The organism is Candidatus Pseudothioglobus sp. Uisw_050_01, from assembly GCF_048085775.1.
Taxonomy (GTDB): domain Bacteria; phylum Pseudomonadota; class Gammaproteobacteria; order PS1; family Pseudothioglobaceae; genus Pseudothioglobus.
The window spans coordinates 1,187,393-1,201,354 of sequence record NZ_CP159804.1 but is presented as its reverse complement, the minus strand read 5'-3'; the positions used below and the strand labels follow the sequence as shown (position 1 = coordinate 1,201,354).

The 13,962-nt window shown below is 36.0% G+C and carries 14 protein-coding genes; 11 read left to right on the top strand and 3 right to left on the bottom strand.

The features are described 5' to 3' along the window. The first annotated feature begins 60 nt into the window (after positions 1-60). Genes acs through ABXT51_RS06030 form a run of 3 tightly spaced genes read left to right on the top strand, consistent with a single transcriptional unit; the run spans position 61 to position 3,621 of the window. Positions 61-1,974 (top strand): acetate--CoA ligase, encoded by a 1,914-nt coding sequence (gene acs, locus ABXT51_RS06040; protein WP_416694488.1) that lies wholly within the window; start codon positions 61-63, stop codon positions 1,972-1,974. A 35-nt stretch (positions 1,975-2,009) separates the two neighbouring features. Beyond that, a complete protein-coding gene (locus tag ABXT51_RS06035) occupies positions 2,010-2,897 on the top strand; it encodes a DMT family transporter (protein WP_416694486.1) in 888 nt (295 codons plus the stop codon). A gap of 58 nt (positions 2,898-2,955) precedes the next feature. Then, positions 2,956-3,621 carry a nitroreductase gene (locus ABXT51_RS06030; RefSeq protein ID WP_416694483.1) on the top strand — a complete coding sequence of 222 codons (666 nt, stop codon included), beginning with the start codon at positions 2,956-2,958 and terminating at the stop codon, positions 3,619-3,621. 18 nt (positions 3,622-3,639) lie between these two features. Here the strand turns inward: ABXT51_RS06030 and ABXT51_RS06025 are convergent, their stop codons facing one another. Further along, positions 3,640-4,095 carry a hypothetical protein gene (locus ABXT51_RS06025; RefSeq protein ID WP_416694481.1) on the bottom strand — a complete coding sequence of 152 codons (456 nt, stop codon included), beginning with the start codon at positions 4,093-4,095 and terminating at the stop codon, positions 3,640-3,642. Positions 4,096-4,156: 61 nt separating this feature from the next. Then, on the bottom strand, positions 4,157-5,146 hold the full coding sequence (gene hemB, locus ABXT51_RS06020) for a porphobilinogen synthase (protein WP_416694478.1): 990 nt from the start codon (positions 5,144-5,146) through the stop codon (positions 4,157-4,159). A gap of 38 nt (positions 5,147-5,184) precedes the next feature. On the opposite strand from hemB, the gene thiC reads away from it, so the two are divergent. Next, positions 5,185-7,053 (top strand): phosphomethylpyrimidine synthase ThiC, encoded by a 1,869-nt coding sequence (gene thiC, locus ABXT51_RS06015; protein WP_271540988.1) that lies wholly within the window; start codon positions 5,185-5,187, stop codon positions 7,051-7,053. Between the two features lie 9 nt (positions 7,054-7,062). Here thiC and ABXT51_RS06010 read toward each other — a convergent pair whose 3' ends face one another. Beyond that, positions 7,063-8,325 (bottom strand): 3-deoxy-D-manno-octulosonic acid transferase, encoded by a 1,263-nt coding sequence (locus ABXT51_RS06010; protein ID WP_416694476.1) that lies wholly within the window; start codon positions 8,323-8,325, stop codon positions 7,063-7,065. A 248-nt stretch (positions 8,326-8,573) separates the two neighbouring features. On the opposite strand from ABXT51_RS06010, the gene cgtA reads away from it, so the two are divergent. From cgtA to ABXT51_RS05975, 7 genes are read left to right on the top strand one after another with little or no spacing between them, the layout of a single operon-like run. Next, positions 8,574-9,587: an Obg family GTPase CgtA gene (gene cgtA, locus ABXT51_RS06005; RefSeq protein WP_416694474.1), complete on the top strand. Its 1,014-nt coding sequence runs from the start codon at positions 8,574-8,576 to the stop codon at positions 9,585-9,587. After that, the gene (gene proB / locus ABXT51_RS06000; protein ID WP_416694472.1) at positions 9,577-10,353 is read left to right on the top strand and encodes a glutamate 5-kinase; all 777 of its coding nucleotides are present in this window, start codon (positions 9,577-9,579) and stop codon (positions 10,351-10,353) included. The genes cgtA and proB overlap by 11 nt, the downstream gene beginning before the upstream one ends. Then, on the top strand, positions 10,347-10,820 hold the full coding sequence (gene folK, locus ABXT51_RS05995; RefSeq protein ID WP_416694469.1) for a 2-amino-4-hydroxy-6-hydroxymethyldihydropteridine diphosphokinase: 474 nt from the start codon (positions 10,347-10,349) through the stop codon (positions 10,818-10,820). Before proB ends, folK begins: the two co-directional genes overlap by 7 nt. After that, on the top strand, positions 10,817-11,599 hold the full coding sequence (gene panB, locus ABXT51_RS05990) for a 3-methyl-2-oxobutanoate hydroxymethyltransferase (RefSeq protein ID WP_416694467.1): 783 nt from the start codon (positions 10,817-10,819) through the stop codon (positions 11,597-11,599). Before folK ends, panB begins: the two co-directional genes overlap by 4 nt. After that, positions 11,599-12,444 carry a pantoate--beta-alanine ligase gene (gene panC / locus ABXT51_RS05985; protein ID WP_416694465.1) on the top strand — a complete coding sequence of 282 codons (846 nt, stop codon included), beginning with the start codon at positions 11,599-11,601 and terminating at the stop codon, positions 12,442-12,444. The genes panB and panC overlap by 1 nt, the downstream gene beginning before the upstream one ends. Next, positions 12,437-13,015 (top strand): NfuA family Fe-S biogenesis protein, encoded by a 579-nt coding sequence (locus tag ABXT51_RS05980; RefSeq protein ID WP_271556658.1) that lies wholly within the window; start codon positions 12,437-12,439, stop codon positions 13,013-13,015. Before panC ends, ABXT51_RS05980 begins: the two co-directional genes overlap by 8 nt. A gap of 7 nt (positions 13,016-13,022) precedes the next feature. After that, positions 13,023-13,961: a histone deacetylase family protein gene (locus ABXT51_RS05975; RefSeq protein ID WP_416694462.1), complete on the top strand. Its 939-nt coding sequence runs from the start codon at positions 13,023-13,025 to the stop codon at positions 13,959-13,961. Position 13,962 lies beyond the last annotated feature (1 nt).

Here is a 13,962-nt window from a genome sequence, read left to right as displayed (position 1 = left end):
TTTATAATCATTGACTTTGGTAACATGGTTTTTTAACAAATTGAACATTGGGGAAATTAAATGCAATATCCTATTATGCAAAGCAATAGAAAGCCATTAATTAATGCTGAGAGTTATCAGTCTATGTATGATTATTCTATTTCAAACCCAGATGAGTTTTGGGCTGAACAGGCTGAAAAATTTATTGACTGGGAAAAGAAATGGGAAAAAGTTTCAGATGTTGATTTTTCTAAAGGCAAGATTGCTTGGTTTGAGGGCGCAACTTTGAATGTTTCATATAACTGTTTAGATCGTCATCTGCCTGAACGTGCTGATCAGGTTGCAATTATTTGGGAGGGAGATGATCCTAATTCAAGTGAATCAATAACCTATAAAGAGCTTCATGAAAAAGTGTGTAAATTTGCCAATGGAATGAAGGATTTAGGTGTTGTAAAAGGGGATCGTATTTGTTTGTATATGCCTATGATCGTTGAAGCCACGGTTGCCATGCTTGCATGTGCAAGGCTTGGCGCGATTCATTCAGTAGTTTTTGGAGGATTTTCACCAGATGCTTTGAGAGATCGAATTCTTGATAGTGAGTGCAAGCTAGTAATTACTTCTGATGAGGGAGTTCGTGGAGGCAAATCAATTCCTTTAAAAGCAAATGTGGATATTGCAACGAAAGAGTGTAACTGTGTTGAACATATTGTTGTTGTAAAGAGGACAGATGGAGAAGTTACTTGGGGTGATAGAGACGTTTGGTATCACGAGCTAGTCGAAAATGCTTCACCAGAATTTCCTTGCGAGATGTTTGACGCTGAAACCCCTTTATTCATTCTTTATACTTCTGGCTCAACTGGAAAACCAAAGGGCGTTCTTCATACTTCAGGAGGATATTTGTTATATGCTGCAATGACTCATAAATATACTTTTGATTATCAAGAGGGAGATATTTACTGGTGTACTGCTGATGTTGGGTGGGTAACTGGCCACTCATATATAGTCTATGGCCCACTCGCTAATGGAGCAACTTCTTTGATGTTTGAGGGCGTTCCTAATTACCCAGATGCCTCAAGATTTTGGCAGGTGATTGATAAACATAAAGTAAATATTTTCTACACAGCACCAACTGCTATTAGGGCTCTGATGGGTGCTGGAAATGAGCATGTTCAAAAAACCTCTAGGGCTAGTTTAAAAATTTTAGGAACTGTTGGGGAGCCAATTAATCCTGAAGCTTGGGAATGGTATTACAGTATTGTTGGCGAGGAGAGATGTCCAGTTGTAGATACTTGGTGGCAAACAGAAACTGGTGGTCATATGATTACACCTATGCCGTTTGCAACAGCTCTAAAACCAGGCTCTGCAACTATGCCATTTTTTGGCGTAGAGCCACAAGTTCTTAGTGAGAGTGGAGAGCTTTTAGAGGGTGAGGCTTCAGGTGTACTTGTTATAGCAAGATCTTGGCCAGGTCAAATGAGGACTTTATATAACAACCATGAGCGATTTATGGAGGCTTACTTTACGACTTACCCGGGTAAATATTTTGCAGGAGATGGAGTAAAGCGAGACGCTGATGGTTATTATTGGATTACTGGAAGAGTCGATGATGTTTTAAATATATCTGGGCACCGACTAGGTACAGCTGAAATTGAATCTGCCTTAGTTCTTCATAGCGATGTAAGTGAGTCTGCAGTTGTTGGTATGCCCCATGATATAAAAGGCCAAGGCATTTATGCTTATGTTTCTTTAATGACTGGTGTTATAGGTACTGAGGAGCTTAAAAAAGATCTAGTAACTTTAGTTAGAAAAGAAATAGGCCCAATCGCAACGGTAGATAAAATTCAATTTGCACAGGGTCTTCCAAAAACAAGATCAGGAAAAATTATGAGACGTATCCTGAGGAAAATTGCAGAAGATGACTATGCAGAACTTGGAGATACATCAACATTATCTGAACCTGGCGTTGTGGATGACTTGATTAAAAATAGAGTTTAATAGAAATTTTCTGCCAATTTATTAATCAATAAATAATGAATGCATTCCTGTACATTATTGTTCTCCTTGCATGGGGCTCATCTTGGTTTGGTATAAGTTTTCAGTTGGACTATGATGTGGCTCCTCAAGCTTCAATAGTGTGGCGTTTTCTTCTCGCATCGTTAATGCTTTTTATCTGGTGCTTTGCTCGAGGGCTTAAACTTTCTTTTCCATGGAGGGAACACATAAACTGGCTTTTGCTAGGGTTTTTTCTATTTTGTATTAATTATATATGCGCCTACTTTGGCACTATTTATTTGGTATCAGGGCTGGTTTGCCTTATCTTCTCAACACTTACTTTATTTACCGTGCTTAATGGTTTTGTTTTTTTTAAAAAGCCCGTTAGATTGCCCATATTATTTGGAGCAATAGTTGGTATTGCAGGGTTATCAATTATATTTTCAAATGAGATAAGTAGCGCTGAGTGGTCTTTAGATTCAGGAATTATAAAGGGCTTTCTTTGGATGCTGCTGGCAACTTTTTTTGCATCAATAGGTATGCTTCTTTCTGGGCAAATGCAAGCTAGAAAAATCCCCGTAATTCAAAGTAATGCTTTCAGTATGTTATATGGATCGCTTATCCTTGTTACTTATATATCTTTTAGTGATCTTAGTTTTAGTTTTGATACCAGCTATAACTATGTTGTTTCTCTAATATATCTATCACTAGTAGCTTCAGTTATTGGATTTGGTGTCTATCTTAAACTTGTAGGAAATATTGGCGCTGATAAAGCTTCATACGTCAATATTTTTACTCCAACGATTGCTTTGCTTCTATCAACTTTATTTGAAGATTATGTTTGGAGCTGGACGGGATTAATTGGAGTTATATTAATAATATTTGGAAATATAATAGTTCTTTATGCAAAGCCTAGAAGTATTTAGGGTAAATTTATTTAAATTTTTGGATTTGATAATCATATCTCACATAATGGAATGAATGATGGATGTAAAAACCGCTTTAGCTGAAAGAAAATCAACAAGAGCATTTTTAGATAAAGATGTTTCTATTAATGTTATTAATGAAATTATTAATCAAGCAAAAACAGCTCCTTCTGGAGTAAATACCCAGCCATGGCAGGTCGCTGTTGTATCTGGAGAAAGTAAGGATGGCTTATGTAGTAAGCTTGAAAAAGCCTTTCGAAATGGTAAGAAAGGGGTTATGGATTATAAGTACTATCCTGTTGAATGGTTGGGTGAGTTTAAGCAAAGAAGAAAAGAGTGCGGTTTATTAATGTATTCAACATTAGATATCAAGAGAGGAGATAAGCAAAGACAGCTTGATCAATGGGCATTAAATTACCAGGCATTCAACGCGCCTGTTATCCTACTTTTTTTTATTGATAAGTCGATGGAGAAGGGTTCTTATATGGATTATGGTATGTTTATCCAATCTATTATGTTATCTGCTGTAGAACACGGTTTAGCAACCTGTCCGCAAGCTGCTCTTGGCGAGTATCCTCAGATTGTTAGAGAGGAGTTACCATACTACAAAGATAAAATTGTTCTTTGCGGAATGGCGATTGGCTACGAAGATAAAACTAAAATAATTAATAGTTACAGAACTCCACGTGAAGATTTATCTCAAATAGTTCAGTATTATTCTTAAAAATATAGATTAATTTTTTTAGTCAGCTCGAAGATTGGCTTCAGCAATCTCAAGATCAAATTTAATTAGTTCAATATCCAGTTCAGCATCTGACAATGCTTTTTTAAACTCTTTTAAAGTTTTCTCATTGTCTAAAAGCTTAGCGTTACTCTTTTTGAGTGATGAGTCATTTAGGTTGAATGCATTTTGAATTGAGCTTAACTCTTTTTTAAGAACCTGAATTTTACTGGCAGAAAGGTTGAGTTTTTGAGAGGTGGATTTGAGTTCGTCAAGTGCAAGTATAAGTTGATTATTAAGTTCTTCTAGTTGCTGCTGAAGGTTTAAATTATCTAATTTATATTCTTCAATCTCGTCATTATTATTGATAGTAATAATTTCAGGCTTTAATGGCTCTATATTAAACTGTGAGTAGTTATAACCAATAAAAAATATTGCAATGATCGAAAGCAAGTAGAAGGCTATTTTTTGGTTCATTTGTATCTTCTATTTCATTAAGCTTGAGAATCTATAAAATTTTTATAATAAATATTGATTACTAATCCTGCATCCATTTAGCCACATCTTTGGCATAGTAGGTTAGAACAGCATCTGCTCCAGCTCTTTTAAAGCACAAAAGCGTTTCAAGTACTGTTGATTTCTCGTCAATCCATTTATTTTGACTAGCCGCTTTAAGCATTGCATACTCGCCACTAACATGATAAGCGAAAGTTGGTACACCAAAGGTCTGTTTTACTTTAGAAACTATATCAAGATAAGGCAAGCCTGGCTTAATCATAACCATGTCAGCGCCTTCTGAAATATCAAGCTCTACCTCACGAATTGCTTCATCAGAATTTCCAGGATCCATCTGGAAAGTTTTTTTATCAGACTTACCTAGGTTTTTTGATGAGCCTACAGCATCCCTAAATGGACCATAAAAAGAAGAGGCATATTTGGCAGAGTAGGCAAGTATATTTGTGTGAATATAACCTTGCTCTTCTAATGCATAACGAATTGCTCCAATTCTCCCATCCATCATGTCAGAAGGGGCAACAATATCTGCTCCAGCTTGAGCATGGGACAACGCTTGTTTAACTAAAATATTCACAGTTTCATCATTAAGAACGTATCCGTTACTATCAATAACGCCATCTAAGCCATGACTCGTAAAAGGATCTAGCGCCACATCTGTAATAACTGCAAGATCTGGAAAGTTTCTTTTAAGTGCCCTAACTGACTTTTGAATAAGTCCATCAGCGTTATAAGATTCTTCAGCTTCGAGCGTCTTTTTATCAGGAGAAATTACTGGAAACAAAGCAATCGCTTGAATTTTTAAATCAACAATTTCCTTGACCTCAATTAATAATTGATCAATACTAAGTCGTTCAATTCCAGGCATTGAATCAATTTTTTCTTTTTTATTTTCACCCTCAATAATGAATAAAGGATATATAAGATCGCTTACACTTAGGGAGTTCTCACGAATTAATGAACGATTAAATTCGTGTTTCCTCATTCTTCTTGGTCGATGAGTTAAAATGGACATTTCCTTTTCTCAAGTTACATTAACCAAATTATACAATAATGAAGCAATCATCCGAAACACTTACTAGTCTATCAAGTATTAACGAGGCATTTATTAAGCCTTTTCCTAACTCAACCAAGGTTTATGTCAAGGGTTCACGTGACGATATTAGAGTCCCAATGAGGCAAATCAAACTCACCGATACCATAGGTGATCTTGCAGAAAAAAATGATCCAGTTCACGTTTATGATACTTCTGGACCTTATACAGACCCTAGTAAAACGATCAGTTATCGAGAGGGGCTTGAGTCACTCCGTTCGAAATGGATAGAAGAGCGTGATGACACCGAGATTCTTGATGGTGTTAGCTCGAAATTTGCAAACGAGAGACTTGGTAATAAAAAACTTGATGAGCTTCGATTTGAACATTTAAAAGCTCCAAGAAAGGCCAAGAAAGGAAAAAATGTTACTCAGATGCATTATGCTAGGAAAGGCATTATTACCCCAGAAATGGAATATATTGCTATTCGAGAAAATTGTCTTTGGCAGGAGTATAAAGATCAAGTTGGGCAACACAAAGGCGAAAGCTTTGGGGCTGCAACTCCTAAAATTATTACCCCTGAATTTGTAAGAGATGAGGTTGCTAGGGGCCGTGCAATTATTCCTAATAATATTAATCATCCAGAAACGGAGCCCATGATTGTTGGTAGAAACTTTCTAGTTAAGATCAATGGAAACATTGGTAATTCAGCCTTAGGTTCTTCAATTGATGAAGAGGTAGGAAAGATGGTTTGGGGAGTACGATGGGGCTCTGACACTATTATGGATCTTTCTACTGGAAAAAATATTCATGAAACTCGCGAGTGGATTATCCGCAATTCGCCTGTTCCTGTTGGAACTGTTCCTATCTATCAGGCTCTTGAAAAAGTTAAAGGAGTAGCTGAAGATTTAACTTGGGAAGTTTTTAGAGATACCCTAATTGAGCAAGCAGAGCAAGGGGTTGACTACTTTACTATTCATGCTGGTGTGCGTCTTAAGTATGTCCCTCTAACTATGAATAGAGTTACAGGGATTGTATCAAGAGGCGGATCAATTATGGCTAAGTGGTGTCTTGCTCACCATACTGAGAGTTTTCTTTATACGCATTTTGAAGATATCTGTGAAATCATGAAGGCATATGATGTGACCTTTTCTTTAGGCGATGGCCTAAGACCTGGCTCGATTGCAGATGCTAATGACGCTGCCCAGTTTGGTGAACTCGAGACCTTAGGTGAACTAACAAAAATAGCTTGGAAACATGATGTTCAAACCTTTATTGAGGGTCCTGGTCATGTGCCAATGCATATGATTAAAGACAATATGGAAAAGCAGCTGGAAGAGTGTGGAGAGGCGCCTTTCTACACACTTGGCCCACTCACTACTGATATAGCTCCTGGTTATGATCATATTACTTCAGCGATTGGAGCTGCTCAAATTGGCTGGTATGGCTGTGCAATGCTTTGTTATGTCACTCCTAAAGAGCACTTAGGGCTTCCAAATCAAGATGATGTGAAAACAGGAATTATTACTTATAAAATTGCAGCGCATGCTGCTGATTTAGCCAAGGGACATCCTGGGGCTCAAATCAGAGATAATGCTCTTTCAAAAGCTCGTTTTGAATTTAGGTGGGAAGATCAATTTAATCTTGGTTTAGATCCTGATACTGCTCGAAGTTTTCATGATGAAACCCTTCCAAAACAAGCTGCAAAAACTGCGCACTTTTGTTCTATGTGTGGACCTAAGTTTTGTTCTATGAAGATTTCTCAAGACATTAAAGGTTTAGATGCCAAAGAAGTTAAAAAAATTCAGGAAATTCAAATCGAAATGGATAAAAAGTCTGAAGAATTCTTAGATAATGATAGTGAAATCTACTTGAAAGAGGGTGCTTAAGAGTCTTCTTTAAGTATTTTTAATATACGGTGCGATTGCTTTAAATATTTTAGTCGTTGCGCCGCGATTATTTTCAAAAGTAGTTTTAGCACTTTCTCCAATTAGTTTTCTCTTTTCATCATCTAAAAGCAGTTCAGAAATAGTTTTCATTAACTCTTCAGCGTTCCTTACTTGTATAGCAGAGCCATCATCTAAAAGACTCTTCGAGATTTCTTCAAAGTTAAATACGCTTGGACCAAAAATAATAGGTTTTGAAAGTGATGCAGCTTCAAGCATATTTTGACCACCATTATTTGTCAGGCTTCCGCCAATAAATGCTATATCACTTATGTTTAAATAAGACATCATTTCACCCATACTATCTCCAATTAGTATGTCTGTATCTTGCTCACAATGACCAGCTAACGATCTTCTTTTAACATTAAGACCGGTTTCATTAACCATATTAAAAACTTCATTAAATCTTTCTGGGTGCCTTGGTACCATTAAAAGAAGTGCATTGAATTTGCTTTTAAGGGCGAGATAGCTTTTGATTATTTGTAACTCTTCACCTTTTCTTGTGCTGGCAAAAACAATAATTCTTCGATCTCCAGTTATATTTTTTAATGTTTGAATAGTTTTTGAATTACTAGGTTCGTTGGAATCAAACTTTAAGCTTCCGGTAGTAATAATATTATTACTATTAGCACCAAGTGAGATGAAGCGTCTTGATGAGCTTTCATTCTGAGAACATATTATGCTCAAGCTATTTAGAGTCGAACTAACCAACTTAGGGGAGAATTTGTTATATTTTTTAAAAGACTCTTTTGATAATCTTGCATTAACAAGCATTACTGGAATATTTTTATGTTTAAGTTTAGTAATTAAATTTGGCCATATTTCTGTTTCTAAAAGAATACAAGCAACAGGCTTGATTTTTTTTAGGAATGAACTAACTATAAAAGGGATATCAAAAGGAAAAAAACAATGAATGACTTGGCTCTTATAGTGCTTTTCAACAGCCTCAGATCCCGTAATGGTTGTGGTTGAGATAACAATTTTATGAAGAGGAAATTTAATAAATATCTTGTCGATTAGAGGTTTGGCTGCATTAAACTCTCCAACAGATACGCAATGTAACCATATAACCTTGCCTGAAATTTTAGGCACAAAACCTAATTGATTTTTTAGTTTATGGATCCAATTAGAGTTATTAGTATCTCTTAATAGGATCCTTAAAAGAGCAAATGGCAAACTTAGAATAATTAAAACTGTATATATAAATCTATTCATTTGACTATTTCATTATATTTTTTTAATTGAGCTTTTATTTTCATAAATAACACTAAGCCAAAGTCTATGATTAAATAATTCAAATGGAATACTTTTGCTTATCTTGAATAGGGCTTTAGATAAGAAAAAAGGTATAATAATTGACTGATATTATAGCTTTATCACTTAACTTCTATTGCATCTATTTTGTTTTAGATTGATTCATATTTCGGTGCAAGCTATTAATTAAATTATTAATCGTATAAATTATGAGATTTGTTGACTCTGCAAGTGTGATGGTTGAAGCTGGTAAAGGTGGCAGAGGTTGCCTCAGCTTTCGCCGTGAAAAATATATTCCAGATGGTGGTCCAGATGGCGGTGATGGTGGAGATGGTGGTAGTATTTTTTTTCGTGGTCAAGAGGGACTTAATACATTAAGTGAGTTTCGTTATAACCGTTTATATAGAGCTAAAAATGGCCTACCTGGAGAGGGAAGTGACCGAAGAGGGAAGTCAGCTATTGATATGTATGTAGAAGTCCCACTTGGAACGAAAATAATTGACCTCTCAACTGATGAAGTAATCGGCGAAATTACACTTCATAAGCAAGATCTTTTGGTTGCAAAAGGAGGCTTTCATGGTCTAGGTAATGCTCGTTTTAAATCTTCAATTAATCGTGCGCCAAGGCAAACTTCACCAGGAACGCCCGGAGAGGTTAGAGAGATTGGATTAGAACTTAATGTAATGGCAGATGTTGGACTTTTGGGTATGCCAAATGCTGGAAAATCGAGCTTAATCAGGCAAATTTCTGGGGCACGACCAAAAGTAGCTGATTATCCTTTTACAACCCTCCACCCAAATCTTGGAGTTGTAAAGGCTGGCAATAATCACTTTGTTATGGCTGATATACCTGGTTTACTTGAAAAAGCAAGCGAAGGCGTTGGTCTTGGGTTTGAATTTCTTAAACATCTTTCAAGAGCAAAAGCGCTTCTTCACGTGATTGATATCTTGCCAGCGGATGGCTCGGATCCTGCCAGTAACTACTTAACTATTGAGGATGAGTTAAAAAAATTCGATGACGAGCTTTTTGAAAAACCGAGATTATTAGCTATTAATAAAATTGATCTTATTCAAGAAGATAAAAGAGATAAGATAATTAAAGATTTTCTTAAAAAAGTCAAATATAAAGGTAATGCGTTTAACATATCTGCTTTAAATGGTATGGGCTGCAAGTCCTTAGTTTTTGGTTTGTATGACCTTATTGAAGAGAAAGATGAAGAATAATAATAAATGCTGGGTCGTAAAGATTGGATCTGCCCTCTTAACTAATAATGGAAAAGGGATTGATAAAGACTTAATCTCTGAATGGGTTGAGCAAATTGTCGAACTGCAATCTCATAACATTGATGTTGTTTTGGTTTCTAGTGGCTCAATTGTTGAGGGCATGAAAAGACTTGGCTGGAAAGACAAGCCAACTGATATTCATAAGCTTCAGGCAGCTGCGGCTGTTGGTCAAATGGGGTTAGTCCAGGCTTATGAATATCTGTTTGCAAAACATAAAGTCCAGACAGCTCAGGTGCTCTTGACTCAAGATAACCTAATTAATACCAAACATTTCGAAAATATCTCTGCAACTCTAGAGAATTTGCTTGAATTTGGTGCAGTGCCAGTAATCAATGAAAACGATACAGTCGCAACCGAAGAAATAAAATTTGGCGATAATGATACGTTGGCGGCCCTTGTAGCAAATCTTTTGAATGCCGAAAGATTAATTATATTGACAGATCAGCATGGTGTTTTCGATGACGATCCTCGAGTAAATAAGAATGCCAGTCTAATAAAAGAAATTCATTTTGATGATGAAAAATTAGAGCGAGTTGCTGGAAAAACTGGGGGTATTCTAGGTTCCGGAGGAATGTATTCAAAAGTTATGGCTGCAAAGCAAGCTGCAAAATCTAAAACATTTTCTAATATAGCTTGGGGAAGAGAAGAGAGCGTTTTAACAAGAATATACCAAGGAGAAAATATAGGGACACTAGTTCATTGTTAGCTTATATAGGCTTAGGTTCAAATTTAAAGGATCCAAAAGCTCAAATAAAAAGAGCCCTTGATTCTCTGAATGATAATAATGAGACTGAACTTATTAATGCATCAAGCTTTTATGAGTCCAAGCCTCTTTTAGATATTCCTGGTCCAAACTATATCAATGCAGTATGTAAGATTGAAACTAAACTGAGTGCCATTAACTTATTAAATCTTTGCCAAGAAATTGAAGATAATCAGCAAAGAGTAAGAGAGTTAAAATGGGGATCAAGAACGATTGATTTAGATATACTTCTTTATGGAGAGCAGGTTATTTCAAACAAAAGGTTGTCTATACCCCATCCAGAAGCAATACATAGGGCCTTTGTTTTAGTGCCTTTATTTGAAATAGAGCCTAAAATAAAAGTTCCTTTATTAGGGCCAATAATAAGTCTCCTCGATAGAATTAATAAGTTGGATGTGAAAAAACTATGAAACATTCTGAGTTAAGTGTATTCAAAGACAATGGTCAAAAAATTACATGTCTAACAGCATACGATGCTTCCATGGCTAAGCTTATTGATAATGCAGGCGTTGATATTATTTTAATTGGTGACTCTCTAGGAATGGTTATTCAGGGCTCTGAAAATACGCGCTCAGTTTCTATGAATGACATGCTTTACCATTCTGCAATTGTTGCAAAAGCTTGTAATCAATCTTTAGTCATCGCAGATATGCCTTTTCATAGTTATGATAATCCGAAAACTGCCTTAGTCAACGCAAAAGAATTGATTGATAATGGCGCACATATGGTCAAGTTAGAGGGTGGAGTTGAAAATACAGATGTCATTAATGCCTTAGTTTCCAATAATATTAGAGTCTGTGGCCATCTCGGCCTACAGCCACAATTAGTTGTTGACTCAAGTGGGTATAAAGTTCAAGGTCGAGACGAGGCTGATGCTAAATCAATTCTTGATAATGCAAAGTTACTCGAATCTATAGGCGTAAGTATTTTAGTGCTTGAGTGCATTCCAAGTAATTTAGCAAAGTTGATAACTAAAAAGCTAAAAATACCTACAATTGGTATTGGAGCTGGAAAGGATTGCGATGGCCAGGTCTTGGTTAGTTATGATATGTTAGGCATAACTCTTGGTAGGCAGCCAAGATTTGTTCGTAATTTTTTAAGCTCAGAAAGCAGTATCTCTTCAGCGATTAAAGCCTTTGTTTCGGAGGTAAAAGAAGGAAGTTTTCCTAATAAAAGTGAGAGTTATTAATGAAAATTTTTGAAAGGTCAGGTGATCTTCAGGTTTTTTTAGATACCCACAGAAGTAGTAATAAAAAAGTTGCCCTAGTCCCAACCATGGGAGGCCTTCATGATGGACACTTGAGGCTAGTAGAAAAAGCCCAATCTTTGGCAGATGTTGTTGTTGTAAGTGTTTTTGTCAATCCTACTCAGTTTGCTAAAGATGAAGATTTTGACTCATATCCCAAGACTTTTTCTGATGACAAGCTTCTTTTAGAGAGTCAGAGTGTAGATGCCTTATTTATTCCCTCAAAAAATGAAATATATCCAAATGGAACCTTGTCAAATTATGATGTGGGTGAAATTGGAGGATTGCTCTGTGGCGCTTCTAGACCATTACATTTCAATGGAGTGGCGCAAGTTGTCAATCGATTATTTGATATTATAAATCCTAATTATTCGGTTTTTGGCGAAAAAGATTATCAACAGCTCTTAATTATTAAATCTCTTGTTGAAAATAATAATTTAAATGTGTTGATAGAGTCAGTTTCTACTCAAAGAGAGATTGATGGCCTGGCAATGAGCACAAGAAATAAATATCTAGGTAACAGGGACCGACAGAAGGCGCCCTTTTTTTATCAGCAACTTAGTAATGCAAAAATGGCTATAGAGCAGGGAGATTCTATTGAATTTGTTATGGAAAAAACTCTATCTGAGTTAAGAGTTAACTTTGAAGTAGAATATCTTGAAATTCTAAATGCGAATAACCTTACACAAATCGCGACTAACACATCAGAAATTATTATAATATCCGCTATAAGGTTGGGTGAAACTCGACTAATTGATAATATTGTCTTTAGGAGGCCAAATGTTTAGTATTACTGAAGAAGCAGAAATTTATGTTGCAGACCTTTTTGAGCAACAAGATGAAAAAGATCTTGGCTTAAAAGTTGACGTTGAAAAAGCCGGCACTCCAGTTGCAACGGTAACATTTAACTTCTGTATCAAGAGCGATCTCCCTGATACTTATAATGAATTTCCTTTTGTGGGTTTTAGTGCTTTTATTGATGAATCTAATAATCAATTTTTAAGTGACTCCCATGTTGCATTGAAGTTAGATGGTACTAATAAAAAACTTACTATCACTGCTCCTAATGCCAAAGGTGAAGCCCCTAAAGATGATGCTCCTCTTGAGGAAAAGGTTCTGTTTACTATCGTGACTGAAGTAAATCCAAGCTTAGCATCACATGGAGGCTTTGTTGACCTTGTTGAAATCACTGAGAAAAAAGAAGTGATTTTGAATTTTGGAGGCGGTTGTCAAGGATGTAGTTCAGTAAACATGACTCTTAAAGATGGGGTTGAAAAACAACTTAAGGGCTTATATCCAGAAATATCTGCTGTTCTTGATGCAACGGATCACTCTCATAAAGAAAATGCATATATGTAATTCTTGAATGGAAGATATAACTGTTTTCTCGCATTTAGACTGTATAGCAAAAAATAATGGTGAAAATCATCCTGAGAGAAAAGAACGCTTAGAAGTAATACTTGATTCAATTAAAGGTATTAGTCAACTTAATATATCTTTTAAAGACTCGCCATTGGCAGACTTTAAAACTATAAATCTTGTTCATCCCCAATCTTATATTGACGACCTATTTTCAATGATTCCAATCTCTGGGCTTGTTGGTGTAGAAAAAGAGCCTTATGCTGACACTATTCTTTGTCCTCAAAGTAAAGAGGCAATATTAAGAGCTTGTGGAGCAGGCATTGAGTCAGCTAATGAATTGATGAGTGGATTAACAAAAAGACTCTTTTGTGCAGTTCGACCGCCTGGTCATCACGCAGAAACATCAAGAGCAAACGGATTCTGCTTTATAAACAACGCCGCTGTTACTGCTAGGTATTTAAAGAGTAAATTTAATATCAATAAAATAGCGATTATTGATTTTGATGTGCACCATGGCAACGGCACACAGGAAATTTTTTATAACGATAAAAGTGTTTTTTATGGCTCAATTCATCAGCATCCTTTGTTTCCTGGAACAGGGGTAGAGGCTGAGACTGGAGTAGGTAATATATTTAATGCGCCAATATCTTCAGATACTACTAGAGATAAGTTTATGGAAATATTTGAAACGAAAATTTTAAAAAATGTTGACTTATTTGAGCCAGAAGTAATACTCATTTCTGCTGGCTTTGATGCCCACACAAGAGATCCTTTAGCGAGTATCAACCTAGAGTCTGAAGATTATTACACTTTGACGCAAAATATTGTAGAAATTGCCAAACGACATAGTAATGGAAGAGTCATTTCTTTTCTTGAGGGTGGTTATGATCTTCAGGCGCTTTCAGAATGCATTGAAGCCCACTTAGAGGCGCTAAGTAATTAAA

Coding starts and splice junctions, on each gene's coding strand:
- acs (WP_416694488.1), top strand. CDS start 61: ATGCAATATCCTATTATGCAAAGCAATAGAAAGCCATTAATTAATGCT.
- ABXT51_RS06035 (WP_416694486.1), top strand. CDS start 2,010: ATGAATGCATTCCTGTACATTATTGTTCTCCTTGCATGGGGCTCATCT.
- ABXT51_RS06030 (WP_416694483.1), top strand. CDS start 2,956: ATGGATGTAAAAACCGCTTTAGCTGAAAGAAAATCAACAAGAGCATTT.
- ABXT51_RS06025 (WP_416694481.1), bottom strand. CDS start 4,095: ATGAACCAAAAAATAGCCTTCTACTTGCTTTCGATCATTGCAATATTT.
- hemB (WP_416694478.1), bottom strand. CDS start 5,146: ATGTCCATTTTAACTCATCGACCAAGAAGAATGAGGAAACACGAATTT.
- thiC (WP_271540988.1), top strand. CDS start 5,185: ATGAAGCAATCATCCGAAACACTTACTAGTCTATCAAGTATTAACGAG.
- ABXT51_RS06010 (WP_416694476.1), bottom strand. CDS start 8,325: ATGAATAGATTTATATATACAGTTTTAATTATTCTAAGTTTGCCATTT.
- cgtA (WP_416694474.1), top strand. CDS start 8,574: ATGAGATTTGTTGACTCTGCAAGTGTGATGGTTGAAGCTGGTAAAGGT.
- proB (WP_416694472.1), top strand. CDS start 9,577: ATGAAGAATAATAATAAATGCTGGGTCGTAAAGATTGGATCTGCCCTC.
- panB (WP_416694467.1), top strand. CDS start 10,817: ATGAAACATTCTGAGTTAAGTGTATTCAAAGACAATGGTCAAAAAATT.
- panC (WP_416694465.1), top strand. CDS start 11,599: ATGAAAATTTTTGAAAGGTCAGGTGATCTTCAGGTTTTTTTAGATACC.
- ABXT51_RS05980 (WP_271556658.1), top strand. CDS start 12,437: ATGTTTAGTATTACTGAAGAAGCAGAAATTTATGTTGCAGACCTTTTT.
- ABXT51_RS05975 (WP_416694462.1), top strand. CDS start 13,023: ATGGAAGATATAACTGTTTTCTCGCATTTAGACTGTATAGCAAAAAAT.